The following is a 26301-nucleotide window of genomic DNA, read 5'->3' on the forward strand; positions in this document are numbered from 1 at the left end:
TTCTCCCCTTATTTCGCGCCGATAGCCGCGGCATCGGGACGGCGCGTGTCGGCCGATCCCAGGAACTTGTCGCCTTCGACCATGATCGACTGGACCGATCCCATGGTGTTCGAGCTGCGCACCTTGTGCCCCTTTGCCTCGAGCAGGGGAATGATGTCCGGCGAAAAGCCTTCCTCCAGCTCGATCGGGCCGTCGCCGCCCGACTGGTTGATGCGCGGACGCTCGGCGGCCTCGGCGACGTTGAGGCGGTGATCGATGACGTTGGAGAGCATCTGCACCATCGTCGCGATGATATAGCCGCCGCCCGGCGTGCCGGTGACCAGCCAGGGCCTGTCGTCCTTGAAGACGATCATCGGCGTGATCGTCGAGCCGACGCGCTTGCCCGGCACCGGCTGGGTCGCCTTGCTGTCCGGGCCGCTGCGGCCCCAGGCGAGGTTGCCGAGCGAGTTGTTGAGCAGGATGCCGGTGCCCGGCGCCACGACATGCGCGCCATAGGAGGCGGAGAGCGTGTAGGTGTTGCTCACCGCATTGCCGGCGGCATCGACCACCGAGAAGTGCGTCGTGTCCTTGCTTTCGTAAGGATAGGGATTGCCGTCGGGCAGGGTCTTCGCGTCGAGCGATGAACCGGTCTGGATCAGCTTCGCGCGCTCGGCGGCGTATTCCTTGCTCGCCAGGCCCTTTGCGGGCGTCCGCCAGTCCGGGCCGCCGCCGATCAGCTTGCGATCCGCCCAGACGATCTTGAGCGTCTCGGCCAGCAGATGGAGGTTGGCGACGCTGCCCCAGCGCTGCTCGCGCACCGGGAAGCGCTCGAGGATGTTCATCGCCTCGGCCACACTCACGCCCGAGGCGGTGGGCGGCATGTAGGCGATCGGCATGCCTCGGTAGCTCGACCAGATCGGCTCGGAGATCACTGGCTGGTAATCGGCCAGGTCCTTCTCGTCGATCACGCCGCCGCCGGCCTTCATCCCCGTAGCGATCTTCTGCGCGATCGCGCCGGTGTAGAAACCGTCGCGGCCCTTGGCGGCGATCAGCTGCAGCGTCGCGGCGAGCTCGGGCTGCTTCCAGCGCTCGCCCGGCTTGTAGGCGCTGCCATCGGGCTTGAAGAAGACGGCGAGGGCGGCTGGATCGTCGTGCATCGCCTTCTTCTGGTCGGCGTTTGCTTGCGCTTCATCGTCCGACAGGATCACGCCGTCGCGAGCCATGGCGAGGGCCGGGGCGATCAGCGTGCCCCAGGGCAGCGCGCCGAAGCGCTTGTGCGCCTCCCACAGTCCGGCAACGGTGCCGGGGATCGCCACGCCCTTCATCGAATAGCCCTTGGCGGCATCGAACTTGCCATTGGCGCCGAGCAGCAGGTCGGGCGTCGTGTGGCGCGATGCCTGGCCGTAATAGTCGATCGCGATCGTCCGGGCGGGCTTGCCGTCCTTCGCCGCCATGTGGATTAGCATATAGCCGCCGCCACCGACATTGCCGGCGCGCGGCAGGGTGACGGCGAGGGCGAAGGCGGTGGCGATCGCGGCGTCGACCGCGTTGCCGCCCTTGCGCAGGATCGCCGCGCCTATGTCCGCCGCAATCCGGTTCTGGCTGACGACCATGCCGCCGCGCCCGATTATCGGCTTGTGGATCTGGTCATAGGCGACGATGTCGCCGCCGGAGACGCGCTGGGTGGCGGGGGCTTCCGGTGCTTCCTGGGCGAAGGCCGGCGTCGCGAGCGAGGCCAGCGCGAGGATCAGGGCGATCCGCATCAGAAGCTCGCCCGCATGTTGGCGTACCAGTAGCGGCCATAGGGGCTGTAGAGCGAGCCGAGGAAGCCGCTGGAGCTGAGCGGCGGACCTTCGTTGGTGAGGTTTCGCACGCCGATGCGCAGGCGGTAGCGGCCGCCATTGTCGCGCTTGCCGACGGTGACCTGGCCGTAGAGGTTGAAGGTCATCCGGTCCTCGATCAGCCAGGCGGCGCCGGCGGAATCGAGCAGGCCGGTATCATCCACGTCGCTGGTATACTGGGTGAAGCCGCCGATCTGGAACGGCCCCTTCTCCCAGGTGATCGAGCCGGTCACCTTCCAGCGCGGCTTGCCGTTCTGGCGGACGAGATCCCCGGCATCGGCGATGTTGGTGCCCGCGTTGATCGTGCCCGCGGCGCGCGCGGCGATCAGGTTCTGGATCGGCGGCGAGGGCTCGAGGAAGAACTTGTCGAGATAGGCGGCATTGGCGTTGAGGCTAATCTTGCCCGCGCCGAAGTCCGGCAGGCGCCAATTGAGGCCCAGATCGACGCCGGCGACTTCCTGCGGCAGCAGGTTGACGTACTTGTCGTTGACGTAGAGCACGCGGCCGACGGGGGTGAGGCCAGTTCCGGCGAACAGCGCATTGTCCTCGGCGGTGGGCGCGGCGCGGATCACGTTCGGATCGCTCGATCCCTGCACGCGCAGCAGATAGTCGTTGATCAGCGCATTGCCCTCGCCGAACAGGCCGACGATCCCCTTCTGGTCGACATGCCAGTAGTCGGCGGTGAGGGTGATCCGGCCGATCGCGGAATCGAGGAAGTGGGGCTCCAGCACCACGCCGACGGTCCAGGTCTTGGACTGTTCGGGCTTCAGGTCGGGATTGCCCGAGCGCCGCGCCGTGGTGGCGAAGCCCTGCGAGCAATTGGCGAAGCTGGAGATCGCGCCGGTGCGCAGCTGCGCCTCGCAGCGGACATAGTCGGTGCGCGTGTTCGAGCGAGTGACCAAAGTGGCGTTGATCTGCTCGAGGTTCGGCGCCTTGAAGCCCTCGGCATAGGAACCGCGCACGCGGATGCCGCGGACGATGTCCCAGGCGGCGGCGACCTTCGGCTTGGCGACCGAGCCGACGTCCGAATAATGCTCGAAGCGGCCGGCAAGCTGCAGCTCGATGTTGCGGACCAGCGGGATGTTCATCTCGGGCGAGACCACCGGGACGGCGAATTCGAGATAGGCGGCGGCGACGGTGCGGCGGCCGCTGGTGTCGGGCGAGGGGCTGGTGCCGATCAGGTCCGATCCGTTGACCGCGCCGGTGATCGAGTCGGTGAACTGGATCGTGCCGTCGACCCGGGCATCGCGATCGTCATTCTGGGTCTCGCGGCGCACTTCGCCGCCGATCGCCATGCCGACATTGCCGCCGGGCAGGCTGAACAGATCGGTGGTCGAGCCCTTGATGTCCCACATCGCCAGCGTCGACTTGCTGACGCGGGTGGTCTTCACCTTGACTGCATTGATCGCCGCCAGGCTGCTCGGCGTATTGTCACCGCCGCTCGGCGGCGTGATGCCACTGCCGTTGAACGGGTTGTACGCATCCGGCGTGGTCAGGTTGATCTGGCGCTGGAGCAGCGTCTGGCTGATGCCGTCCGACGTGTCGCGCACCCGCGCTTCCGAATAGAGCGCGGCGCTCTCCCACTGCAGGCCCAGCAGGTTGAAGCGCAGACCGGCGAGCAGGCGATACTGGGTGTTGAGCACATCGACATGGTTGGGGCCGACATCGGCGAAATTGTAGCTCGACAGGGTGATCGCCTGACCGGCCGCGGCGGCGTTGATGCCGGGCAGGCGGTTGGCGCTGCCGGTCGGGCCGAACGGATTGTAATAGGCGTTGGCCGCGATGGTCAGCGGGCCCGAGGAAAGCGTGCCGGTCGAGGCCTGCAGGCTGTTGCTCTTGCCGTTGTAATAGCCGGCCTCGCCGAACAGCTCGACGCCGCCGCCCAGCTCGTAATGGCCGTTCAGGAACAGGTTGATGCGGCGGATGTTCGGCGTGACGTTGGTGTTGAAGGCGAGCGGCGCGTCGAAGCGCAGGTCGCGGATACCGGCTGCCGAGCTGGTGCCGGTGGCGACGCAATTGGTGCCGTTGATGATGCCGGCACTACCCGCCGGGCAGCCGGTGAAGCTGGTCGGCTGGATGTGGAACTGGCCCGAGGTGTTGGTGAGTGCGGTCGTGCCCTGGCGGACGACGACATTGCCGACCGTCTGGAACGAGCCCCAGGGAGTGATCGTCGAGCGGCCGTCGAGCGAGGTCGAGCCGTCGAAGCGCGTGCCGGCGAACAGCGAGCGCAGGTCGCTGCTGCGGGTATAGTCGAAGTCGCTGGCCATCACGCCGTCGCGCTTGTCGTAGCTGGCGAACAACGTGATGTTGCCGCGATCGCCCAGGTTGCGGCCGGCGAGCAGGTGGGTGTTGGTCTCGAACAGGCTCGAGCCTTCGCCCCAGCCGACCTGGCCTTCGAGCTCGACGCCGTTGTAATCGGTCTTGAGCACGGTGTTGACCACGCCGGCGACCGCGTCCGAGCCATAGATGGCGGCGGCGCCGTCGCGCAGCACTTCCATGCGCTCCAGGCCGAAGACGGGGATGGCGTTGGTGTTGACCGTCAGCACCGGCACGAGATTATCGTCCGCGCGGCTGGTCGGGTGGTTGACCACGCGGCGGCCGTTGAGCAGCACCAGCGTGTTGCCGACGCCGAGATTGCGCAGGTTGATCGAGCCGACATCGCCGCGCGCCGAGTTGGAGCTGTTCGGCAGATAGGAGCTGTTGAAGCTGACATCGCCGAGCTGCGGGATCGAGCGGAACAGCTCGTCGCCCGAAGTCGCGCCCGTGGCGCCGATCTGGGCCTCGTCGACCACGGTGACGGGAAGGGCTGCGGTGACCTTGCTGCCGCGGATCTGCGAGCCGACCACGACGATCTCCGCCGGCGCCGGCTCGTCGCCGTTCACCGCCTGCTCGACGGCGGCGGTCTCGGCTGCGGCCTGCTGGTCGCCGGTGGACGTGGAGGCGGGGGCATCCTGGTAGAGCGCCACGGGGCGCACGCCCGGCTGGGCGTCGCTCTTCGGCATCACGCGCACGCTGTTGGGGCCGGTGAAGCGATAGGTGTAGCGGCTGTTGGCGAGCAGCAGGTCGAGCGCGTCGCGGATCGTGTAGCGGCCTTCGAGCTTCGGCGCCTTGAGCCGGGCGATCGCAGGGTCGGTGAAGACGAGTTGGACGCCCGTCTGCTGGGCGACCTGCATCAGCGCGGTGTCGAGGCGCCCGCCCGGCAGGCGGATCTCGTGGCGGGCGGTCTCACGGGCCTGGGCGGCGGCCGGGACCGCGGCGAAGGCGGCGACGGTAACGAGAAGAAGCTGGCGTTTTTTCATGGAAATCGATCCCCCTGAATCGATGCCTGGACGCGGCAATCACGGTTTATGACGCGGGCAAGTCACAACCGCGAACCGAAGCGGATCAAATTTTTTCGGGTGTTGCAGGATTGCACGGTTCGCCTTTGTCATTGTTGCGCGTCATGGCAGGAGGAAATTGCGCAGCGCGCGCGAGACGGGGAGATGCGGGCTTTGGCCGCCGGACGACCTGGAATGCAGCAGGCTCCCGATGACGGGCAGGGCGCGTTCGATGCCTATCGGGCGGCGTTGCGTGCGTTCGTCGCGCGCCGGGTCGACGATGCGGCCGAGGTCGAGGATTTGGTGCAGGAGGCCTGCGCCCGCCTGGTCGCCAGCGCGCGCGAGCGCACCGTCGACGAGCCCCGGGCCTATCTCTTCCGAATTGCGGCAAACCTGATCGCGGATCGGCACCGCCGGGCGCTGCCGGTGGTGCCGCTCAGCCCAGAGATCGATCCGCCGGTGCGTCCGGTGCAGGAGGACCGGCGGCGGGTGGCGGACCTGCAGGCGGCGCTCGAGGCGGCGCTCGACGAACTGTCGCCGCGCTGCCGCGAGGTGTTCGTGATGCGCCGCTTCGATGAGCGCGGCACCGGCGAGATCGCCCGCGCGCTCGGCATCTCGCCGCGCATGGTGCAGAAGCACCTGACCCACGCAGTCGCGCATCTCTACGACCGGCTCGCGCATCTCATGGAGCGCGGCGCATGAGCAAGCGCGATCTCGGCAAGCGCGCGCCTGCGGTGTTCGAGACTTTCCTCGATGGCCGGGATGCGCACCTGCATCCGGACGACCGTGCGGAAGCGTCAGAATTCTGGAACTGGCTCGGCGAGTTCGAACGTCCGGGGCGGGCGCCGGTGCGACAGCGGCCTGTCTGGGTAGGACCGGCGCTCGCTGCCTCGGTTGCGACACTGGCGGTGTTCGGCGGAGCCTTGTGGATGACGCATCCGCAGCCCGCGCACGAGGCGGTGCAGAGCGTCGCGACCGGCCATGCCGAGCGCCGCCGCATCGCGTTCAGCGACGGATCGGTGGTGACGCTGGCGGCCGACAGCCGGGTGGACGTCGCCTATGTCGCGAAGGAGCGCCGCCTGCGGCTCGTCTCGGGCGAGGCGCTGTTCAAGGTCGCGCATGACAAGAGCCGGCCCTTCGTCGTCGAGACCCGCCATGGCGAGGTCGTCGCGGTAGGCACGATGTTCGATGTCAGCGTCGGCAAGGGCGAGGCGGAGGTCACGGTCGTCGAGGGCGTGGTACGCGTCGCCCTGTCCGAATCCGGCCGGCCGGGCGCCGCCGAGCCGATCGAGAAGCTGGCACGCAAGGGTGAGCGGCTGTCTTTCGGTGTCGCCATGGGGGCGCGCGGCAATACCGGCTTCATTCGCCAGGCCGCGGATATCGACGCCGACAGCGCGGTCGCCTGGACGCGCGGCCGCCTTGTCTTCCAGGGCGAGCCGCTGAGCGAGGTCATCGCCGAGGTGAACCGCTATGCGAAGGATCGGCTGGTGCTGACCGATCCGCGCGCCGCCGACATCCCGGTCTATGGCGTGGTGAACCAGGGGGATACTGCGGCGATCCGCGACCTCATCGCGAATCCGCGCGCCGTGGCGGTCGAATCGCGTACGCCCTGACGGGTATCCGGAAATAGAGGCTTCAGGTCGGATCGCGCTCGTTCGTGGCCGCGGTCCGATGCCGGCTGCGTGCGGAAGCGGGAGAGCGTTTCGGCCATTAAAGCCCGGAATATGGGGGCAAATGTTCGCTGAGTGTGGAAATTTGTGAATTTATTGCCCGATTGTCACAAAAACTCCACGGCGTCCGCATAGTGCCCCGGCTGCGGCGCGGTAACCCAGCGTGTCGCAGGTTCTCGATCACCATTGGGGGTTCCAATGCTCCGCCACACGCGACTTTCGTCGCGCGCAGCCCTGCGCGCGCTGTTGATGCTCAGCACCACGGCTCCGGCCGTGATCCTCGCCGCCCCGTCCGCGCACGCGCAGGACTATACCAACATCGCGGCCTCGGGCCGGGTGACGGCCGAAGACGGCACGCCGCTCGCCGGCGCCGAAGTGAAGATCACCTCTTCCGACAAGGGCGTCAGCCGTTCGGTCACCACCGACAGCAGCGGTGCCTATACCTTCCCGCAGCTGACGCCGGGCAATTACGACTTCACTGTCACGGCCGAGGGCTATGCCCCCTATAGCGAGCAGGCGATCGCGCTGACCCGCGAGACCGGTGGCGCCAACAGCTTCCGCCTGGCGCCGGCTGCGCAGGGCAACGAGATCGTCGTCACCGGCTCGCGCCAGCGCACCGCGGACTTCCAGGACACCACGGTCGGCGCGACGATCAACCTCGCCTCGCTCACCCAGCGCGTGCCGATCGGCCGCTCGCTGCGCGACGTGATGCTGCTGACCCCGGGCACCGTGCAGGGCAGCTCGCCCTCGAACGGCGGCTTCGCCAACCAGGTCTCGGTCGCCGGCGCGGCGTTCACCGAGAACGCCTTCTTCATCAACGGCTTGAACGTCACCGACTTCGTCTCGGGCGGCCAGCCGACCGAAGTGCCGTTTGACTTCTACGAGACCGTCGAAGTGAAGACCGGCGGCGCCCCCGCCGAGTTCGGCCGCGCGACCGGCGGCTATGTCGTCGCCACCACCAAGTCGGGCTCGAACCAATATCATGCCAGCGTGACCGGCCTGTGGGAGCCGAACGACCTGCGCAGCACCTCGCCCTCGACCCGCACCACCGACTATCGCCACGCAACGGCGAGCCGCCAGGAGCTGATCCTGCAGGCGAGCGGGCCGATCATCAAGGATCACCTGTTCGTCTACGGTCTCTACAATTTCCGCAACATCCGCTCGATGACGCCGTCGGCGAACCAGAACAACGCGACCAGCTCGGTCAACACCAGCCCGTTCTGGGGCGGCAAGGTGGACGCCTATATCACCGGCGATCATCACCTCGAATTCACCTATTTCGACACCACCAACGAAACCCGCAACCGCAGCCAGAACTGGGACCGCACCAATTTCACGCTGGGCGGCAAGACCGGCGGCACCGATGCCCGCTCGGGCGGCACCAACTATGTCGGCCGCTACACCGGCACGATCACGCCCTGGCTGACCGTTTCGGGTGCGTACGGCGTCAACAAGCTGCGCTCGGGCAACGTCCCGCTCGACATCACCAACCCGCAGGTGACCGATTACCGGACCGACCCGGCCGGCATCCAGATCGGCGCGAACAAGGTGACCGACGCCTATAGCAAGACCGACAATGAGCGCGAATTCTACCGCGGCGACGTCGACCTGCAGTTCCACCTGCTCGGCAGCCATCATGTCCGCGTCGGCTACGACCATGAGAAGGACACGCAGGTCCAGAGCTTCGAGACGATCGGCGGCGGCGCATTCAAGATCTACACCGTCACCGCGGAATCGGCGGCGCGCATCGGCCAGGCGGTCGGCACGCAATATTACACCACCCGCGTCTATGCCCAGAACGGCACCGCGCACGTCCGCAACGAAGCCTTCTACATCCAGGACCAGTGGTCGCTGTTCGACAACCGGCTGCGCCTCGACCTCGGCCTGCGCAACGACCGCTTCAGCAACCAGGGCGTGAACGGCAAGTCGTTCTTCGAATCGGGCAACCTCTGGGCACCGCGCGTCGGCGCCTCGTTCGATCCGCTGGGCGACGGGCGCACCAAGATCTTCGGATCCTATGCGCAATATTACCTGCCGATGGCCGGCGACATCAACCTGAACGTCGCGGGCAGTCTGGTCACCTATACCCGGTATAATTTCTTCACCGGCACCAGCGGCGCAGGCAATATCCCGACCAGCGGCGCGCCGATCCTGACAGTGGCCAACACCACGGCCTGCCCGGACACCAAGGTGAACAATTGCGAGGTCTCTGCCGACGGTTCGGCGTTCAACCCCTCGGGCGCGATCGCGAGCAACATCAAGCCGCAGTCGGACAATGAGTTCATCTTCGGCGCCGAGCACCAGTTCGCCGACCATGTCCGCATCGGCGCCTATTTCACCCATCGCCGGCTCAAGGACGTGATCGAGGACATCTCGGTCGATATCGGCGCACGCGCCTATTGCATGAGCAAGGGCTTCACGGCGGCGCAGTGCCAGGCGTCGTTCCCGGGCGGCCGCCAGTTCGTCATCGCCAATCCGGGCCGCGACGTGACCGTGCAGCTCGCTTCGCTGCCCGACGGCTCGACTCCGACGGTGACGCTGAAGGCGTCCGACCTCGGCTATCCCAAGCCGAGCCGCAACTATGACGCGGTGACGCTCACCTTCGATCGCACCTTCGACCAGAAGTGGAGCCTTTCGGCCTCGTACACACTCGCGTTCAACAAGGGCAATTACGAGGGTGGCGTCCGCTCGGAGAACGGCCAGCTCGCGATCAACCGCACCGCGGACTTCGACTCGCCGGGCTTCGTCAACGGCGCCTATGGCTATCTGCCCAGCGATCGGCGGCACAACTTCAAGGCCTATGGCAGCTATCGCCTGAACGACATGATCGATGTCGGCGCCAATGCCGTGGTCCAGTCGCCGCAGCATTACAGCTGCATCGGCGCGGTGCCGCTCACCGTCGATCCCTATGCCAACACCTATCATGGCTATGGCTATTATTGTCAGGGCAAGCTGATCCCGCGCGGCACGGCGTTCAACGGCGACTGGCGCACCCAGATCGACGTCAGCGCGTCGCTCCGCCTGCCGCTCCCGTACAGCGTGGATGCCTCGATCCGCGTCGACATCTTCAACCTGCTGAACAGCAAGTCGGTGACGTCGTACAACAATTTCGGCGAGCAGGGAGATGGCTCGACCAACCCCGATTACCGTTCGCCGGTCAACTATCAGGCACCGCGCTCGATGCGGCTCACTGCCCGCCTCGGCTTCTGAGGCTGGTTCGCCGGGGCCGGTTTTGGCCGGTCCCGGCACATCCTGCTTGCAAAATCACCGGCGACCAGCATGTCTCGCGGCGGAGCCGGTGGAGACCCGCCATGGAGGGGACGATAGAGAAGAGATCACAGCGCCAGCGCGAGATCATGTCGCGACTGCGCAGCGGACGGACATTGTCGGTGACCGCGCTCGCGACGGACCTCGCCGTTTCGGACGAGACGATCCGCCGCGAGCTGCGCGCGCTCGAGGATCACGGCGTGATCATCCGCGAGCATGGCGGCGCGCGCATCGCCACGCCGGTGCTCGAGGGGCCGCTCCACCAGAGGATGGAGGAGAATGCCGATGCCAAGCAGCGCATCGCCGCCACCGCCGCCGACTTCGTGCCCGATGGCGGGATCGTGTTCATCGATTCCGGCACGACGAGCTGCTTCATCGCGCGCCAGCTGGTCGAGCGGCGCTCGCTGACCGTCATCACCAATTCGCTGCGCGTCGCCAATGACCTGGGCGGGATCAACAACAACCGGCTGTTCCTCGCCGGCGGGCAGATGGATTACGACTATCGCGCCTTCTCCGATCACAGCGCGCAGGAATATGTGCGCGGCTTCTCGCCGCATCTCTCGATCCTGTCGGTCGGTGGGATCAGCATCGAGCGCGGGCTGATGGATTTCCATCCGGGCGAGGCCGAGATGAGCCGGATCGCCTATGCCACGTCGAAGCAGGTGCTGCTGGCGGCGGACGCCTCCAAGTTCGGGCGCTATGCGCTTGTCCAGACCGCAGCGCTTACCGATGTCGATATCCTCGTCACCGATCAGCCCCTGGACGACGCGTTCGCCCGGGCCTTTGCTCACGCCGAGGTGGTGGTCGCCTGACGGGTGCGGACGGCGCGCAGCAGCGGCATGCCGGCGGCCAGCATCAGCAGCGCGCCGGCTCCCGCGACGCCGGCGTGGAGCAGCCAGAACTGGCCGGTCGCCATGCGCTCGTAGAAGACGCCGCTGAACCCGACCCAAAGGCTGGCGAAGAAGCCGTGCAGGTAGAACAGCCCCATCCACAGGCCGACCAGCCGGCCGGGGGCGATGCCGGCGATGAGGCTGAGGCCCGAGGGCCAGACCAGCACGATCGCCGCGTCGATCAGCAGCAGGTAGCAGAGCGCCCAGGCCAGGCTCAGTGCCGCGCCGCCGCTGGTCGCAATGCCGAACGCGAGGACCAGATATCCGGCCGCGCAGAACAGGCAGCCGAGCAGGATCTGCGCCCCTGCGCTGATCGTGATGCCGCGACGCTCGAGCACGTGCATCGCCCATTGCGACAATGCGATCAGGCCTAGTGTGAAGGCGCCGTCGAGCGAGAGGAACCAAGCGACCGGCATCGCCCATCCGCCCAGCTTCAGGTCGACATGGCTGCGCGCCCAGATGAGGAAGATATTGCTCAGCTGGTCATAGGCCGAATAGCAGAGATAGACCGCGACCAGTGCGACGATCAGCAGGGCCGTGGCGATCAGCGGATCGGTCCGCGCGCCGGACCGGTCGGTCGCCTTGTCCGCCTGGTCCGGCTCGGTAGCGCTTCGTGCGTAGAAGATCAGGCCGATCATCAGGGCCAGCGCGGCGGCGGCGATCGCGTAGGCGGGGCCGGCAAACATGGCTATCGTGCCACACACCAGCGGCCCGCAGATGATGCCGGCGTTGAGGAAGCCGAGGTACAGTGCATAGCCGCGCCGGCGCTGCGCCTCGTCGCGGAACAGCAGCCCGACCTGGGCCGAGAGGTTCCCCTTCAGCAGGCCGGTGCCGATCGCGAAGGGGATCAGGCCGAGGAGGAAGCTGCTATCGATTAGCATTAGCATGAGGCCAAGCAGCATCAGGGCGCCGCCGCTCGCCACCATGCGCCGCCGGCTGCCGACCAGGTCACCGGCCAGTCCGCCGAGCGGGACGGCGAGATAGATCAGCGCATTGGCATAGCCATAGAGCTGCGAGGCGAGGCCGGTGGTGGAGACCTGTCCGAACAAGGCTGCGCTGGCATCGCGGATGGCGGTCGCGCCGAGCACCCGCGACAGGTCGCCGGCGAGCACATGGTCAACGAGGATCAGCACGAGGAGCGACTTCATGCCGGACATGGCGAAGCGCTCCCAGAACTCCATCGCCGCCAAGGCGAGGAAGCGCGCGCTGAATAGGTTTTCGTCCGTCGCCGCGCCCGATTCCATCACGCCCGCCCTTGTCGAGCGGTGCCCCTAGGCGCGCTTCGCAACAGGCTTATGACAATGGGACGGCTTGCGCCTCTCTCTTCGTCACCCCGGCCTTGTGCCGGGGGCCACCGCGAGGCGAGTCATGGGCAGGAGGCTCCAGCCCAGCCGGTGCGGCACAGTGGACCCCGGCACAAGGCCGGGGTGACGGGTTGGGAGAGCCTCGACCTCTTAAGCCGGATGCGGGAAGGCGGCTGTCGGCTCGCTGATGCCGGGCTGACCGGTCTCGACATGGCCGGCCAGCCGCAGCCGGGTTCCAGCAGGGCCGGTGAGCAGCAGGTCGTACCAGCGATGCTCGGGCAAGGTGACCGGCAACTGCGCCTCGGCACCGGCCACGATCACCGCCTGCTGGCGAATGCCGCTGTGCGCGCAGTGGGTCGAGAGCGTTACCGGCTCGCCGCCACGGTTCGCCAGGTGCAGCGTGCCGGCGTTGCCCTGCCAGGCGATCGCCGCCTCGATCCGCGAGGTGCCGTCTCCGCGGAACTCGCGCTGGAAGCCATTGGGGCCGCGCACCACCAGCGCGTGCGGACGGTCACGGCGCAGCGGCCAGTTCTCCTCGAGCCGCGAGTTCGCCGCGACAGTGAAATAGCGCCAGCCGGGAAAGGCAGTCTCGTCCTGCACGCCGAAGACGATGCCGGTCGGGCCGTCATTGACGAAGCGCAGCGTGAGGCCGGCATCGCTCCACACCGGCTCGACGTCCAGGCGATAGGGCAGGGCGCGGGCGGGGCGGGTGCCCGGCTCCTGCGCGGGCAAGCTCTTGCTGGTGGCGATCTTGGGTGGCGGCGCCGTCTTGCAGAGCTTCTCGGTCTCCTCGACATAGGTCGCGACCGAGGGCAGGGCGGCCGCCCAGCGCGTGTCGAGCCGGGCCTTGAGCGGCACGTCGAAGTCGAACATCGTGGTCAGGTCGCCGCACACCGACCGGCGCCAGGGCGAGATGTTGGGCTCGGCCACGCCGAAGCGCTTCTCGAGGAAGCGCAGCACCGAAGTGTGGTCGAACAGCTGCGAATTGACCCAGCCGCCGCGCGTCCAGGGCGAGATCACCATCATCGGCACGCGCGGCCCTAGGCCGACCGGCTCGCCTTGGTACGTCTCGCTGCGCACATCGACGTTGCTCGCGCCATATTGCGGCGCGATCGCCGGCATCGGCGCAGGGATATGGTCGAAGAAACCGTCATTCTCGTCATAGTTGAGGATGAAGGCGGTCTTGGCCCAGACCTTGGGATTGGCGGCGAGCGCGGCGATCAGGCTGGAGACCAGCACCTCGCCGAACGGCACCGGCGCGTCGGGATGCTCGCTCATCTCCATCATCGGGACGATCCACGAGATGGCGGGCAGGCGGTCGGCGGCGACGTCCGCGGCGAAGGCTGCGATCAGGTGCTTCGCCTGGGTTTTTTCGGGGTTCTTGGGCGCGACGCCGTCGATCCAGTCGACATAGGCGCGACCGCGCTTGTACAGCGACGAGGCCCGGTCGAGCTTGCGGAACTCCTTGAAATAGCCGAGCGGATTGTCCGAATAATTGGCGATCTCCTGATAGAGCTTCCAGGAGATGCCCGCCTCTTCCAGCCGGCCGGCATAGCTGCGCCAGGGCAGGCCCTCGCTGTCATCGTCCTTGGCCATGTCGGCGCCCGGATTGGGATCGGTGCCGCCATTGGTGACGCAATATTCGCCTTCCTGGCCGACGCTCAGGCCGTTGGTGCCGCTGAAATGATAGAGGCGATTGGGGCCGGTCGGGCCCTGCAGCGAGCAGTGATAGCTGTCGCAGATGGTGAACTGGTCGGCCAGCGCGTAATAATAGGGGATGTCGTCGCGGGTCAGGTGCGCCATGGTCAGCGGGCCCTTCTGGTCCGCCCAGACGTCCCAGTTGTGCCAGCGCGCCTGGCTGTCCTTCCAGCTATGGTCGAGCCCGGTGAAGCAGCGCGCGTTGCTGCTGGTGTAGTCGAGCCGGAAGGGCCAGGCGATCTGGCCGCCGTCGCGATCGGCGCGGCGCTGCGCCCAGACCGGCTTGCCGCCGGGCAGCGAGACCGGGCGCGGATCGGCGAAGCCGCGGACGCCGCGCAGGGTGCCGAAATAATGGTCGAAGGAGCGGTTCTCCTGCATCAGGATCACGACATGCTCGATGTCCTGGATCGATCCGCCCTTGGCCGGCCGTGCCAGGCCGCTCGCGGCGACACCTTCCGCGGCCGCGACGCCCGAGGCAGCCAGGATGAAGTTCCTGCGATCGATCGCCATGTTCCCGCTCCCCACTCGATTTCCACTACGCGCTACGCGACTTGCCGGCGGCAAGCGCGGTCGTCGCTAGGCGCGCTATGTGCAAGAGATGTGACGAAAAGCGAAGTCCGACTAATTTTTGAGTAATGCGGTCAGAATTTCCACATTCCTGATCTCAGGCCTGACCAGGCGCAGGATAGAGCCAGGCCGGATTGCGGATCCATTCGCGGCGGGGCATGCCCGAGAACTCGCGCAGCCGCTCCGGATCAAATGTATAGTCATATTGGCGGCGGGCGATCAGCCCGGCCGACAGGAGCTGTCGCAGGATCCGGTTCACATGCACCGAGGTGATGCCTAGCAGGTCGGCGAAGTCCTCCTGGGTAAGCGGCACATGCAGCGAGACGGTGCCGGTAGCGGGACCGGCGAGGCGATCGTGCAGCTGGAGCAGCAGCGCGGCGAAGCGCTGCGCGGCAGGGGTGCGGCCGACTGCGGCAAGGCGGTCCGAGAGCATCACCCGTTCCTGCTGCGAGCTCAGGAACAGCGACGCCATCAGCCGCGGCGCCTCTGCCTGCAGCACGCCGAATGCCGAGAGCGGCACCGGCGCCACCGTGACCAGCGTGGCCGCGCTGAGCGTCTCCATCGCGCGCGGCAGCACGATGCTGGGCGCGCCGAGGATATCGCCGGGCAGGTGCACCTTCAGGATCTGGCGCTGGCCGTTCGGCAGCTCGACACTGCTGAACACCCAGCCGCGCAGGAGCACGAACACGCCCTGCACCCTGTCGCCGCTCCGGCGTATCCGGGCATGGCGCGGCAGGTCCTGCACCGGGCCGCGCAGTTGCTCGGACATTGCGAGCTCTTCTTCCGACAGGTCGAAAAATTCCAGAAGACGCCCCCGCGGCACGCTATTCAAACAGCCTTCCCCCCAAGCATTGGCGCGCGCCGAACAGGTGCCGCATTCGATTACGCCTGGCGCAATAACCAACTCAACGGGGCTAACCCCAACATATGTAAGGGTTTTGTTGGATTTCCCGCGCGTTGGCCGACCGGCGCGGGCCAATGTGCCTAACCTATGTTTTGCCTTGCGGCGGGTGGGGCTGGCCGTGCGGCGGTTCGCGCCCGGGCACGAATGAAGGGCTGAGAGTCGTTCGCAGCAGGAACCGGGGCAAAATGCGGCGCTTTGCAACCGTGCAGCAAACACGGAGAATTTCCATGGCCGACCAGGAGTTTACCGATGCGATCGCGTTGCTGAAGGCCGACCACCGCGCGGTCGAGGCACTGTTCGAGCAATATGAGAAGACCACGGGATCGGCGGCGAAGAAGAAGCTCGCCCACCGGATCTGCGTCGAGCTCAAGATCCATACGATGCTCGAGGAGGAGATCTTCTACCCTGCGTATCGCGGCAAGATCGAGGACGACACGCTGGACGAGGCCTATGTCGAGCATGACGGCGCAAAGGTGCTGATCAACGATATCGAGGCGGGCAGCCCCGAGGACGATTTCTACGACGCCAAGGTCAAGGTGCTGTCGGAGGAGATCACGCATCACGTCCATGAGGAGGAGATGCGCGGCGAGGGCATGTTCGCCCAGTGCCGCAAGGTCGAGGAGGTCGATCTGGTGGCGCTGCGCGACCGGATGCTCGCGCGCAAGCAGGAACTGATGGCCCAGGAGGAAGCGGGCGGGCTGCCGCCGGCCGAGCCCAAGGCGGTCCGGCTGCAGCCGGCCTGACCGAAAGCGTTTCAGCAGGCAAAGAAAAGGGCCCGCTTTCCAGAGAAAGCGGGCCCGGTTTTCTGACGAAGAGTCGGATCAGAAATTGATGGTCGTGCCGAAAGCGATCTGACGGCCGAGCGAGTCGTAGCGCGCGGAGATCGTGTTCGCGCGCGACAGGCCGATGTCGTAGGAATTCGGCATCACCGGCGGCGTCTTGTCGAGGATGTTGTTCGCCGCGATGCGGAACGAGAAGCCCTTCTGGACGCGGAAGTTCAGCGCCAGATCGAAGTAATCATAGGCGTCGATCCGGTAGAAGGTGCTCCGCACCGAGCTGGCATCCGCGCCGAGGCTGGTCTCGCCGGAGTTGGAGGTGCGGGTCAGCGGGCCAAGGTGGCGCCAGTTCAGCGAGGCGCTGAAGAACTGGTCCGCCGTGGTCCAGGTGCCGCGCAGGTTGTGCGTCCACTTGGCGATGAACTGGCCGCAGCCGGCGCCGCCATAATAGCCCACGCAGTTACGCTCGGCGAGGAACGACGCGTCCTGCGCGCCGGCCAGGGTGGTCAGCGTGCCGGCGAAGTCGAAGTCCAGGCGACCGGCACCGCCGAGCTGCAGCGCATACTGGCCCTGGAAGTCCCAGCCATGCGACTTGCTCTTGTAGTAGTTGGTCGTGCCCTGGCGGATGAAGCCGGTGGTCGGGTTTGCAGTCGGATCGCTCGACAGCGTGCCGTTCGTGTTGCGGACGAACATGCTGCAGAAGAACGGATCGGCGGTCTGGACGCAGCCCTGCGAGAAATAGGCATAGTCGTTGTAGCCGATCGACTGGTTGAGATCGATCAGGAAGCGATCGGCCGAGAGCACCAGGCCCGGCAGGAAGCGCGGCTTCAGCACCACGCCGAAGGTCTTGGTGTAGGCGGTCTCCGGATCGACGGTGAAGCCGCCGGCGCGATAGGTGCAGCCGACATCGGTCGGGCAGAGCAGGGTTGCGCTGCCGTAGAGATTGTCGGCCAGGCCGGTGGCGCGGCACGCCTCGCGCGAGCCGACCGGGGCGCCATAGACATTGACCGGCTGGCCGGTGACCGGATCGATCGAGGTGCTGACGATGGTCGGTGCGCAGATGTCGTTATAGGCGGTGGTGATCCGGCCGTAGCTGGTGTTCGAGCCCTGGAAGCTCTCCACCACGGTCGGCGCGCGCTGGGCGCGGTTGATCGAGGCGCGGAAGGTGATGTCCTGGATCGGCGCCCAGACCGCCTCGGCCTTCCAGGTCGAGAAGGTGTCCGGATTGCTGCTGTACTTGGACAGGCGATACGCGCCGTTGAACTGGAGCAGATCGGCGAAGGGCTTGTGCTCGATGATCGGCGCCTGGAGCTCGACATTGCCTTCCCAGACGTGCTGGGCGAGGTAGCGATCGGCATCGTTGCTGACCGTCTCGCGCCAGATCTGGTCGGCGTGGCTCTTCAGCTGGTCCTCGCGATATTCGACGCCGAACGCGATCGCCAAGCCCTGGTCCGCCCAGGGGCTCTTGATGCCATAGGTGCCGAGATCGCCCTGGATGGTGGCGATGCCGTTGTAGAGCGTGTTGGTCGTGGTCGAGGTGCCGTAGGTGCCGGCGACCAGATAATTGTACAGCGTCGAGTTGTTGGTCGCCGAGTTGGCGCTGAACGGATCGAAGGGCACGCAGCCGTTCGCGACGTCGTTGACGCAGCTGATCACGCCATTGTTGCTGACGACGTTGAGCGCGTTGTTGACGCGGTCATAGAGCGGGCCGGCCCAGCTGGTGTCCTGCTGGTTGCGGGCGTAGACGCCGCCGATATCGTAGTTCCAGCCCTTGGCGAATTCGCCGCGGACGCCGCCGGTGATGCGCAGGCCCTCATTGACGTAGCGGTCCTCGAGGTCCGGCACGCCGGTAAAGCGGTAGCGCAGCTCGATCGGCACGAAGGTGCTGGTGCCCGCTGCGGCGCCGCAGATCGCGGTCGACTGGGCGGCTGACATGTACGGGTTGTTGCAGCGGACCTGATAGGGGCCGTCCGAATAGGCGGTCGAGCTGTAGACGCGGGCCGGATAGACATTGGCCGACTTGTCGCGGAACCACATCGCATTGGCATAGACTTCGGCGGCGTCCGAGATCTCGAACGACGCGAAGCCGCCGGCATTCCAGCGCTCGTTCTTGCGCTGGAAGGAGTAGCCGTCATACGGGTTCGCGGCGAGCGCCGTCGAATAGGGCACGAAGGTGCGGGTGCCGTTCGGGTTGTTCAGATAGGCGTTGCCGGCGTTCGGGCCGCTCTGCGGCGAGACATAGCCATAGCCGGTATAGCTCGAGATCGAGCAGCTGAGCGGGCCGTCCTTGGTGCCTTCGACCAGCTGGCAGCCCGAGGTCTCGCGCGCGCTGTAGGGGACGAGGTCCGCCTTGCGATAATCGACATAGGCCGAGACGTGCATGCGGCCGTCGAAGAACTTCTTGCCGGCGGTGAGCGACAGGTCGACACGGCCGCCATCGGTGGTCAGGCCCTGGGCGGGCTGGGCGAAGCCGTAATTCTTGGCGACCTGCGAGACGAGGCCCGCCTTGTTCTCGTGCGCGTAGAAATTATAGTTGGCGTTGGCCTGGATGCCCTCGAAGTTGTTGTCGAGGATGAAGTTGACGACGCCGGCGACGGCGTCCGAACCATAGACGGCCGAGGCGCCGCCGGTCAGCACGTCGACGCGCGAGACCAGCGCGGTCGGGATCATGTTGGCGTCGAGGCCGTTCATCGTGCCGAGGCGCTTGCCGTCGACCAGGATGAGAGTGCGCTCGAAGCCGAGGTTGCGCAGCTTGATACGCTGGCGGCCGTCCGAATCCTGATAGTTCTGCTGGCTGTCCGGGGCGACCGAGGGGATGCGGTTCAGCACTTCCTCGATGTTCACCGCAGCCTGGGCGCGGATCGCTTCCGAGGTGACCGAGGTGATCGGCGAGGCGGCCGCCGCGTTCGGGCGGGTGATACGGCTGCCGGTGACGATGATCGCGCCGCTGTCCTGCGAAGCGGTGGTCGCCTCGGCGGTGTCCTGCTGTGCTTCCTGCGCCATTGCCGGCGTCGCGAGCAGCACTGCGAAACAGGTCGAACTCAGCAGCAGTGCATTCAACTTCTTCATTACTTCCCCCTAGAAATCAGGAAATGGGTCAGGGTCACTTGGAGGCCGCGGGCTTCTTTAAGCTCTCGCAGGCCCGGATTTGCGTTCGTCCCGCAAGGTCGGTCACAGCAAAGGTGAAGCCGGGCTGGAGCGCGAAGGCGCCGACCTGGCCATGATGATCGATGGCGAGGAAGCCGACCTGCGCATCGCGCACGGCGTCTCCGCGGAGCTTGGCGATGTGCAGCACGGCCTCGCGGCAGGCGGCCTGGGGCGACATGCCGGCGCGCATCGACGAGACCACGCGGGCCGAGCCGGCGATGCGGGTGACTTCCTCGCCGACGCCGGTGGCGGTCGCCGCGCCGACGCCGGCCTCGACGAACAGGCCCGAGCCCGATTGCGGGGAATCGCCGACCCGGCCGCGCAGCTTGAACGCCATGCCCGAGGTGGTGCAGGCACCGGCGAGCCGCCCGTCGGGGCCGCAGGCGACGATGCCGATCGTGTCATGGTCGAGCGCGGTGCCGCGCATGTTCTCGCTGTTGGCGACCGGCTTGTACTTGGCGGTCTTCAGCCATTCGCGCCACGCCGCCTCGGCCTCGGGGGTGAGCAGCTTGGTCTGCTCGAACCCTTCGGAGATCGCGAACTGGCGGGCGCCTTCGCCGACTAGGAACGTGTGAGGGGTCTTCTCCATCACCCGGCGCGCGACCGAGATCGGATGCATGAAATCCTCGAGTGCGGCGACAGCGCCGACATTGCCGCGATCGTCCATCAGGATCGCGTCGAGCGTCACATGGCCGTCGCGATCGGGATAGCCGCCATAGCCGACCGAGTGGTTCTCGGGATCCGCCTCGGGAACGCGAGCACCGGCCTCGACCGCGTCGAGCAGGCTGCCGGTCTTCTTCCACTGCGCAAAGGCGGCGTCATTGGCGGCGGCGCCGAAGTCCCAGGTAGAAAGGATCAGGGCGCGATCACCCGGTCGGGCGAGGACCGGCGGTGTCGCGGCAAGCGCCGCTCCGCCCACGCCAAGTGCCATTGCTCCACGACGAGAAGTTTCCATCACAGCCAATCCCGAATGCGAGCGCCGGGGGACGTTCGCGGATGGTTCGGATCGTCACGGAGACGTCCTTGCCTTGTCGTAGGATTGTCATAGGTGAAATATCACTTCAATACCAAAATCGTACTTGGTGTTATCGTTTCCGGATAATTCGCATACCAGTTGCATAATTACGTCACCGGCTGCGCGGGCGCAGGGCAAGCGCCCCCCTCGCCGCCAACGGGCGACGGGGGAATTTGTTGCGATCAAGGGGTGACGCAGCCTGGGGCCAGGGCATCAGGCGATCCCGCCCCGGCGCGCGGCCGGGGTAGGATCGGGCATGCGCGATCAGCGCGCGGGCAGGAAGCCGCCGATGCCGGCGATGGCCAGGCGTCCGGCCGGGACCGCGGTTTCCGCGAAGGTCAGGCGCAGGTAGCGCGCGGTGCGGACGCGGGTGAAGGCGATGCGCTGGGTCGAGAGCGCATAGGCGATGTTGGAGAACTCGCCAGTGGTCGCCGGTTCCCAATTGGTCCCATCGACGCTCGTCTCGGCGGCATAGCCGCGGGGCGGCGCGGCGCCGGTCATCACTTGGCGCGACGGCGTGAGGCTGAAGCCCGCCAGCGCGGTGGGCGCGCCGAGATCCAGGGTGACGCGCGCCGGAGCGGCCGGCGTCGGGCTGGGCTGCACCCAGATCGTGCCGGCTTCATTGTCGAGCAGCTTCTCGGCACCGGGGGCGCTCGCCTCGACGACCTTCCATTTGGTCACGTCGAGCACGGTCGGATCGGTCGAGACGATTGCGGGGACCGGCACCGGCGCGACCGAGGCGAACAGCGCGAACTCGCTGATCGCCGGGCAGGCGGGCGCTTCGAGGACCCGCAGCCGCACGCGGCGCGGCGCGATCGGGGCGGGGAGGCGGATGACGCGCTGGGCCGAGATGCACTCGTGTTCCGCCAGAGTCTGCCAGCTGCCATTGATCTCGGCATCGACCGCGAAACGCGTCACCCGCACGCCGAGCGGGAGGTACTCGCGCAGCCGGATCACGTCGAAGCGGGTGCCGGGCTTGAGGTCGAGCGTCAGGACCGGTGTGGTTACCTTGTCGGGCGCGGTCCAATAGGTCTCGCGATTGCCGTCGAGCACCTTGGCTGGCGCAAAGCCCGGGCGGCTGGCGCTGGCATGAGCCACCGCACCCCTGGCGAGGTCCCTGGCGAAGGTCGCGCGGATCGCGTCGCCGTACGACTTGAGGATCTTGAAGTCCTGGTCGGGTATGCGGCCGCGGCGATCGGGCGGCACGTTGAGGTTGAGGTTGGTCCCGCGTCCGACCGACTCGTCATAGAGGCGGATCAGCCGCTCGGGGCTCTTCACCTTCGAGTCCTCGTCCGAATGGTAGAACCAGCCCGGGCGGATCGAGACGTCGGTCTCGGCCGGCCACCAGATCGCGCCGCCGCGCACGCCGGCATTGCCGTTCTTCTGGTCATAGGGCTCGTTCGGCATGGTCGGCCAGCAGGGATCGCCGGCGATGCCATCCTCATTGCCGACCCAGCGAATATCCGCGCCGAGCGGATCGAAGGTGCAGGCATTGGGCTGCAGCTTGTGGACCAGCGCGACGATCGACGGCCAGTCATAATAGCGCGGCGCATCGATCTTCCGCGCCTCGCGCGCGCCGCCATAATAGCCGTCGCCGCCATTGGCGCCGTCGAACCAGACTTCGAACAGGTCTCCATAACGGGTGCACAGCTCGGTCAGCTGGGCACGGTAATAGGTGACATAGGCCGGGCGGCCATATTCGGCATGGTTCCGGTCCCAGGGCGACAGGTACAGGCCGAAGGGCAGCTTGGCGCGGCGGCAGGCATCGGCCATCTCGCGGACGATGTCGCCCTTGCCGCCCTTGTAGGGGCTGTTGCGGATGCAATGCTCGGTGAGCATCGTCGGCCACAGGCAGAAGCCGTCATGATGCTTGGCGGTGAGGATCAGGCCCTCGAGCCCGCCGGCCTTGACCGCGGCGACGATCTGGTCGGCGTCGAAGTCGCTCGGGTTGAACAGCGCCGGGCTCTCGTCGCCGAACCCCCATTCCTTGTCGGTGAAGGTGTTGATCGAGAAATGGACGAAGGCGTACTGCTCGCGCCCGTGCCAGCGCCACTGGCGCGGGCTGGGCGTGGCGCCGAAGGGCTTCGGCGTATTGGCGCGCGCTTCGGCCTGGGCGGGAATTGCGGGCAGCGTGCCGGCGGCAAGGCCGGTGGCGAGCAGGGTACGCCGGGACAGATCGGTCATCATTCTCTCCGGGATCAGGCGGGGCTGCGGCCGAACGACGGCGGCCGGTCAGCGAGCGCGCGGCCAAAGGCGCGGTTCGGGTTTGCGGACATGGTGAAGCGCAGCGTGCCGCCGGCGGCCAGCTCGCGGTGCGAGATCCAGCTCTTGCTCCACGGACGGCCGTTCCAGGTCACCGCGGCGACATAGGGGGTATCTGCCCGGTTGCCCGGCGCCTCGACCACCAGCTTGCGGCCCTTGCCCAGCTGCATCTCGGCGCGCTCGAACAGCGGCGAGCCGAAGACATAGGCGGCCTCGACCGGGTCGACCGGGTAGAAGCCGAGCGCGGACAGCACGAACCAGGCGCTCATCTGGCCGCAATCGTCATTGCCGATGATGCCGTCGGGATCGTTCTTGTACATCTCGGTGCACAGCCGGCGGATCATCGCCTGCGTCTTCCAGGGCGCGCCGACATAGCTGTACAGGTACGCGGCGTGTTGGTCCGGCTCATTGCCATGGGCGTACTGGCCGACCAGCCCGGAGATGTCGGGTGGCGCATTGTCGGGCAGCGTCGAGGGTGCGGTGAACAGCGCGTCGAGCTTCGCCTCGAACGCGGTGTCGCCGCCCATATGCGCGATCAGGCCATAGATGTCGTGCTGGTTGAGGAAGGTCGCCTGCCAGCCATTGGCCTCGGTATAGTCGCGCCACCAGGGCTTGGGCATGTGGCCGAGCTGGATCGGGTCATAGTCCTTCCACCACTGGCCATTCTCGAAGCGCGGGCGGGCGAAGCCGATCTGCCCGTCGATGACGTTGCGCCAGTTGCCCGAGCGCTTGTACAGCCGCTCGGCATCTTCGACAGCACCGGCCGCGCGGGCGAGCCGGGCCGAGGCCCAGTCGTCATAGGCATATTCCTGCGTCCGGCTGACGCTCTCGAACACCTTGTCCGCCGGGACATAGCCGAGCCGGTCGTACAGGTCGCGGCCAAGGCTGTTGTCCTTGTCGGGCGCGGTGAAATCGAAGCTGCGCTTGCGGATCGCCGGCCAGGCCGCGGCATAGTCGGCAGGGATACCCTTGGCATGCGCCTCGGCAAGCGGGACGACGCCGTGCCAGCCGATCATCGTGCCGGTTTCCTTCCCCTGCAGCGGCCAGACCAGCGGGCCGAAGCGCGACTGGGCGGTCTGGCGGATCATGTCGTCGACGAGCAGTTTGGTCTGATCCGGCGCGACGAGGGTGAGCAGCGGATGGAGCGCGCGATAGGTGTCCCACAGCGAATAGGTGCTGAACGCGGCACCGCCCTTGGGCACGGTCTGCGTCTTGCCGTCCATGCCGGGATAGCGGCCATCGACGTCCGACACGAGCGTGGGCGCGAGCTGGGCGTGGTAGAGCGCAGAGGAGAGGATCGTGCGCTGGTCGGGCGTGCCGCCCTCGACCTTCACGCTGCCGAGCGACTTGCTCCACAGAGCAGCGGCGTCGCGGCGGATGCGGTCGAAATCCCAATGCTTCGCCTCGGCGGCGAGATTGGCGCGGGCGCCCGCGGCGTCGACGGCGGAGATGCCGCAGCGGATGACCAGCGGCGCGGTGCCGGCATCGTCATAATGGAGCACGGCCTTGAGCCGCTTGCCCGCGATGCGGGTGGCGCCCGCCGGCTGGGCAACGTCACCGTCGCCGATGAAGGTGATCCGATCGGGCTTTCGCGACAGCTGCATCGCGAAGAAGATTCGCCGGCCCTTGGCCCAGCGGAACACGCGGCGCGTGCCACTGAGGGTGCCGTCCGCCGCTAGCTCGAGCAGCGCCTCGTCGACCAGCGGCGGCGAGTCCGACTTGTCGAGGATCAGGTGCGACAGGTCTACCAGCACATGCCCCTTGCCCGCCGGGAAGCGGTAGCGGTGCCAGCCGGTGCGCTCGGTCACGGTCAGCTCGGCCTGGACGCCGGTTTCCAGCGCGACCCGGTAATAGCCGGGCTCGGCATGCTCGGCCGAGAAGCGCTGGCGATAGCCGGCATCGGGATTCTCGATCGTGCCCGGCTGGAGCTGCACCGGACCTGCCGACGGTACCACCAGCACGTCGAGCATGTCGCCGATGCCGGTGCCCGAGAGATGGGTGTGCGAGAAGCCGAGGATCGAGGTGTCGGTCTTGTGATAGCCCGAGCAGGTCTCCCAGCGCTCGACACCGGTGTCGGGGCTGAGCTGGACCATGCCGAAGGGCAGGGTGGCACCGGGATAGGTATGGCCGGTGCCGCCGGTGCCGATGAACAGGTTGGGCGGCGTTGCCTGCCGGCCGCGCGGCGCAGCGATGGCGGGAAGCGTGGAGGCGGCGAGGCCGAAGGCGCTCGAGGCGAGGAGTTGGCGACGGGTAGGGGTCAAAGCGTCTCAGCCAGCAGATTGGGCCGGGTATCGGCCAGGTGGACGATCAGTTCGCCGAACAGGCCATTGGCCCAGGCGAACCATTCGCGGGTGAACTTTGCGGGATTGTCGTCGTCGACGGCCTCGTGGATGAAGCCGGTGCCGCCATCACTGTCGCGGATCATGCGCAGGCATTGGCGGATCGTCGTGTCGTCGCTGGACGAGAGCGCGCGCATCACCAGCGACATCGGCCAGACCTGGCCGAGCCCGACATGCGGGCCGCCAATGCCTTCGACGACCTTGCCGCGCGACCAATAGGGGTTGTTCTCGCTCCACGCCGCATCGGCGGTGCGGCGCCACAGCGGGTCGGTCGCCGCGAAGCAGCCGAGATAGGCGAGGCTGGAGAGCGAGGGGACGTTGGCGTCGTCCATGAAGAGCGTATTGCCGAAGCCGTCGACTTCGAACGGGATCACCTCGCGGCCATCGGGCAGGCGCATGCGGGCATATTGGCGAAGGGCCGCATCGACTTCGTCGGCCAGCGCGATGGCGTTGGCGGCGAGCGCCGTGTCGCCGCGCGCAGCATTCGCGACCACCGCCAGCTCGCGCAGTGCGGTCACCGCGAAATAGTTGGACGGGATCAGGAAAGGATAGACGCAGGCGTCATCGGAGGGGCGGAAGCCGCAATGGATCAGCCCGACCGAACGCGAGGGCGCGCCATAGCCGTCGAGCATCAGCGATTCGGTCGGGTTGTTGCTCTTGCGCTGGAAGCGGTACGGGCCCCTGCCATGTTTCCGCTGCTGCTCGCGGAAGGTCGCGATGCTCAGCCGCGCGGCTTCGGCCCAGCGCGCGTCGAACGGCGTCTTGTCGCCGGTCGCCTGCCAGTATCCATGCGCGAGGCGCATCGGATAGCAGAGCGAGTCGATCTCCCATTTGCGCTCCGCCACGCCGGGCTTGAGCGGGAAGCGATCGTCGAGCGACCAGCTCAGATTGGTCCTGGCGGCGGGATCCTCCATGAACGCATTGGCATAGGGATCGAGCAGGATCGAGCGCGACTGCCGGGCGATCAGGCCGTGATAGAGGCGGCGGAGATCGGCATCCTCTTTCGCCAGATGCAGATACGGCTTCACCTGGGCCGAGCTGTCGCGCAGCCACAGCGCGTTGATGTCGCCGGTGCGCACGAACGCATCGGGCGCGCCGTCGACGGTGCGCATCGCCACGGTGGTATCGAGCGTGTTCGGATAGCAATTGCCGAACATCCAGCGCAGCTTGGTGTCGCCGATCTTCTTCGAGACGCGGACGATCTCGCGCTCGACCGACTTGCTTACGAACTTGCGGTCGGCAGGGGCGGGGCGGTGGCTGGCGAAGCCGGTCGCCTTTTGGGCAAGGGCCGGCGTGGCGGCGAGCGCGAGGCCGGCGCCGATCAT

15 protein-coding genes are annotated in these 26301 nt (G+C 67.0%); 5 read left to right on the top strand and 10 right to left on the bottom strand.

Annotated features, from left to right (window positions below):
- Positions 1-8: 8 nt before the first annotated feature.
- Both ggt and J2W22_RS21665 read right to left on the bottom strand, forming a co-directional pair.
- Positions 9-1742, bottom strand: a complete 1734-nt coding sequence (ggt, locus tag J2W22_RS21660; RefSeq protein ID WP_307120350.1) for a gamma-glutamyltransferase — start codon at positions 1740-1742, stop codon at positions 9-11.
- Positions 1742-5119 carry a TonB-dependent receptor gene (locus J2W22_RS21665; RefSeq protein ID WP_307120351.1) on the bottom strand — a complete coding sequence of 1126 codons (3378 nt, stop codon included), beginning with the start codon at positions 5117-5119 and terminating at the stop codon, positions 1742-1744. The genes ggt and J2W22_RS21665 overlap by 1 nt, the downstream gene beginning before the upstream one ends.
- A 213-nt stretch (positions 5120-5332) precedes the next feature.
- On the opposite strand from J2W22_RS21665, the gene J2W22_RS21670 reads away from it, so the two are divergent.
- The 4 genes from J2W22_RS21670 to J2W22_RS21685 all read left to right on the top strand — a co-directional run bounded on the left by J2W22_RS21670 (position 5333) and on the right by J2W22_RS21685 (position 10886).
- The gene (locus J2W22_RS21670; protein ID WP_307120352.1) at positions 5333-5839 is read left to right on the top strand and encodes an RNA polymerase sigma factor; all 507 of its coding nucleotides are present in this window, start codon (positions 5333-5335) and stop codon (positions 5837-5839) included.
- Complete coding sequence (locus tag J2W22_RS21675; RefSeq protein ID WP_307120353.1) at positions 5836-6750, top strand: FecR family protein; 915 nt, start codon at positions 5836-5838, stop codon at positions 6748-6750. The genes J2W22_RS21670 and J2W22_RS21675 overlap by 4 nt, the downstream gene beginning before the upstream one ends.
- A gap of 255 nt (positions 6751-7005) precedes the next feature.
- Entirely contained in the window at positions 7006-10017 is a 3012-nt protein-coding gene (locus J2W22_RS21680) for a TonB-dependent receptor (RefSeq protein WP_307120354.1), read from the top strand.
- Between the two features lie 101 nt (positions 10018-10118).
- Positions 10119-10886, top strand: a complete 768-nt coding sequence (locus tag J2W22_RS21685) for a DeoR/GlpR family DNA-binding transcription regulator (RefSeq protein WP_307120355.1) — start codon at positions 10119-10121, stop codon at positions 10884-10886.
- Here J2W22_RS21685 and J2W22_RS21690 read toward each other — a convergent pair.
- The 3 genes from J2W22_RS21690 to J2W22_RS21700 form a co-directional block, all read right to left on the bottom strand.
- Positions 10862-12208, bottom strand: a complete 1347-nt coding sequence (locus J2W22_RS21690) for a POT-type proton-dependent oligopeptide transporter (RefSeq protein WP_307120356.1) — start codon at positions 12206-12208, stop codon at positions 10862-10864. The genes J2W22_RS21685 and J2W22_RS21690 overlap by 25 nt on opposite strands.
- 210 nt (positions 12209-12418) lie before the next feature.
- A complete protein-coding gene (locus tag J2W22_RS21695; protein ID WP_307120357.1) occupies positions 12419-14476 on the bottom strand; it encodes a phosphocholine-specific phospholipase C in 2058 nt (685 codons plus the stop codon).
- A gap of 154 nt (positions 14477-14630) precedes the next feature.
- On the bottom strand, positions 14631-15302 hold the full coding sequence (locus J2W22_RS21700) for a Crp/Fnr family transcriptional regulator (protein ID WP_307120358.1): 672 nt from the start codon (positions 15300-15302) through the stop codon (positions 14631-14633).
- Between the two features lie 362 nt (positions 15303-15664).
- On the opposite strand from J2W22_RS21700, the gene J2W22_RS21705 reads away from it, so the two are divergent.
- Positions 15665-16180 (top strand): hemerythrin domain-containing protein, encoded by a 516-nt coding sequence (locus J2W22_RS21705; RefSeq protein ID WP_307120359.1) that lies wholly within the window; start codon positions 15665-15667, stop codon positions 16178-16180.
- A 78-nt stretch (positions 16181-16258) separates the two neighbouring features.
- Here the strand turns inward: J2W22_RS21705 and J2W22_RS21710 are convergent, their stop codons facing one another.
- The 5 genes from J2W22_RS21710 to J2W22_RS21730 all read right to left on the bottom strand — a co-directional run bounded on the left by J2W22_RS21710 (position 16259) and on the right by J2W22_RS21730 (position 26301).
- Complete coding sequence (locus tag J2W22_RS21710; RefSeq protein ID WP_307120360.1) at positions 16259-19282, bottom strand: TonB-dependent receptor domain-containing protein; 3024 nt, start codon at positions 19280-19282, stop codon at positions 16259-16261.
- A gap of 34 nt (positions 19283-19316) precedes the next feature.
- Complete coding sequence (locus tag J2W22_RS21715) at positions 19317-20315, bottom strand: N(4)-(beta-N-acetylglucosaminyl)-L-asparaginase (RefSeq protein ID WP_307120361.1); 999 nt, start codon at positions 20313-20315, stop codon at positions 19317-19319.
- 324 nt (positions 20316-20639) lie between these two features.
- A complete protein-coding gene (locus J2W22_RS21720; RefSeq protein WP_307120362.1) occupies positions 20640-22559 on the bottom strand; it encodes an alpha-L-fucosidase in 1920 nt (639 codons plus the stop codon).
- A gap of 14 nt (positions 22560-22573) precedes the next feature.
- Positions 22574-24898, bottom strand: coding sequence for a GH92 family glycosyl hydrolase (locus J2W22_RS21725; protein WP_307120363.1), 2325 nt, complete (start codon positions 24896-24898; stop codon positions 22574-22576).
- The gene (locus J2W22_RS21730) at positions 24895-26301 is read right to left on the bottom strand and encodes a glycoside hydrolase family 125 protein (protein ID WP_373423017.1); all 1407 of its coding nucleotides are present in this window, start codon (positions 26299-26301) and stop codon (positions 24895-24897) included. The genes J2W22_RS21725 and J2W22_RS21730 overlap by 4 nt, the downstream gene beginning before the upstream one ends.

It is taken from the genome of Sphingomonas kyeonggiensis (assembly GCF_030812785.1).
In the GTDB taxonomy this organism is placed as follows: domain Bacteria; phylum Pseudomonadota; class Alphaproteobacteria; order Sphingomonadales; family Sphingomonadaceae; genus Sphingomonas; species Sphingomonas kyeonggiensis_B.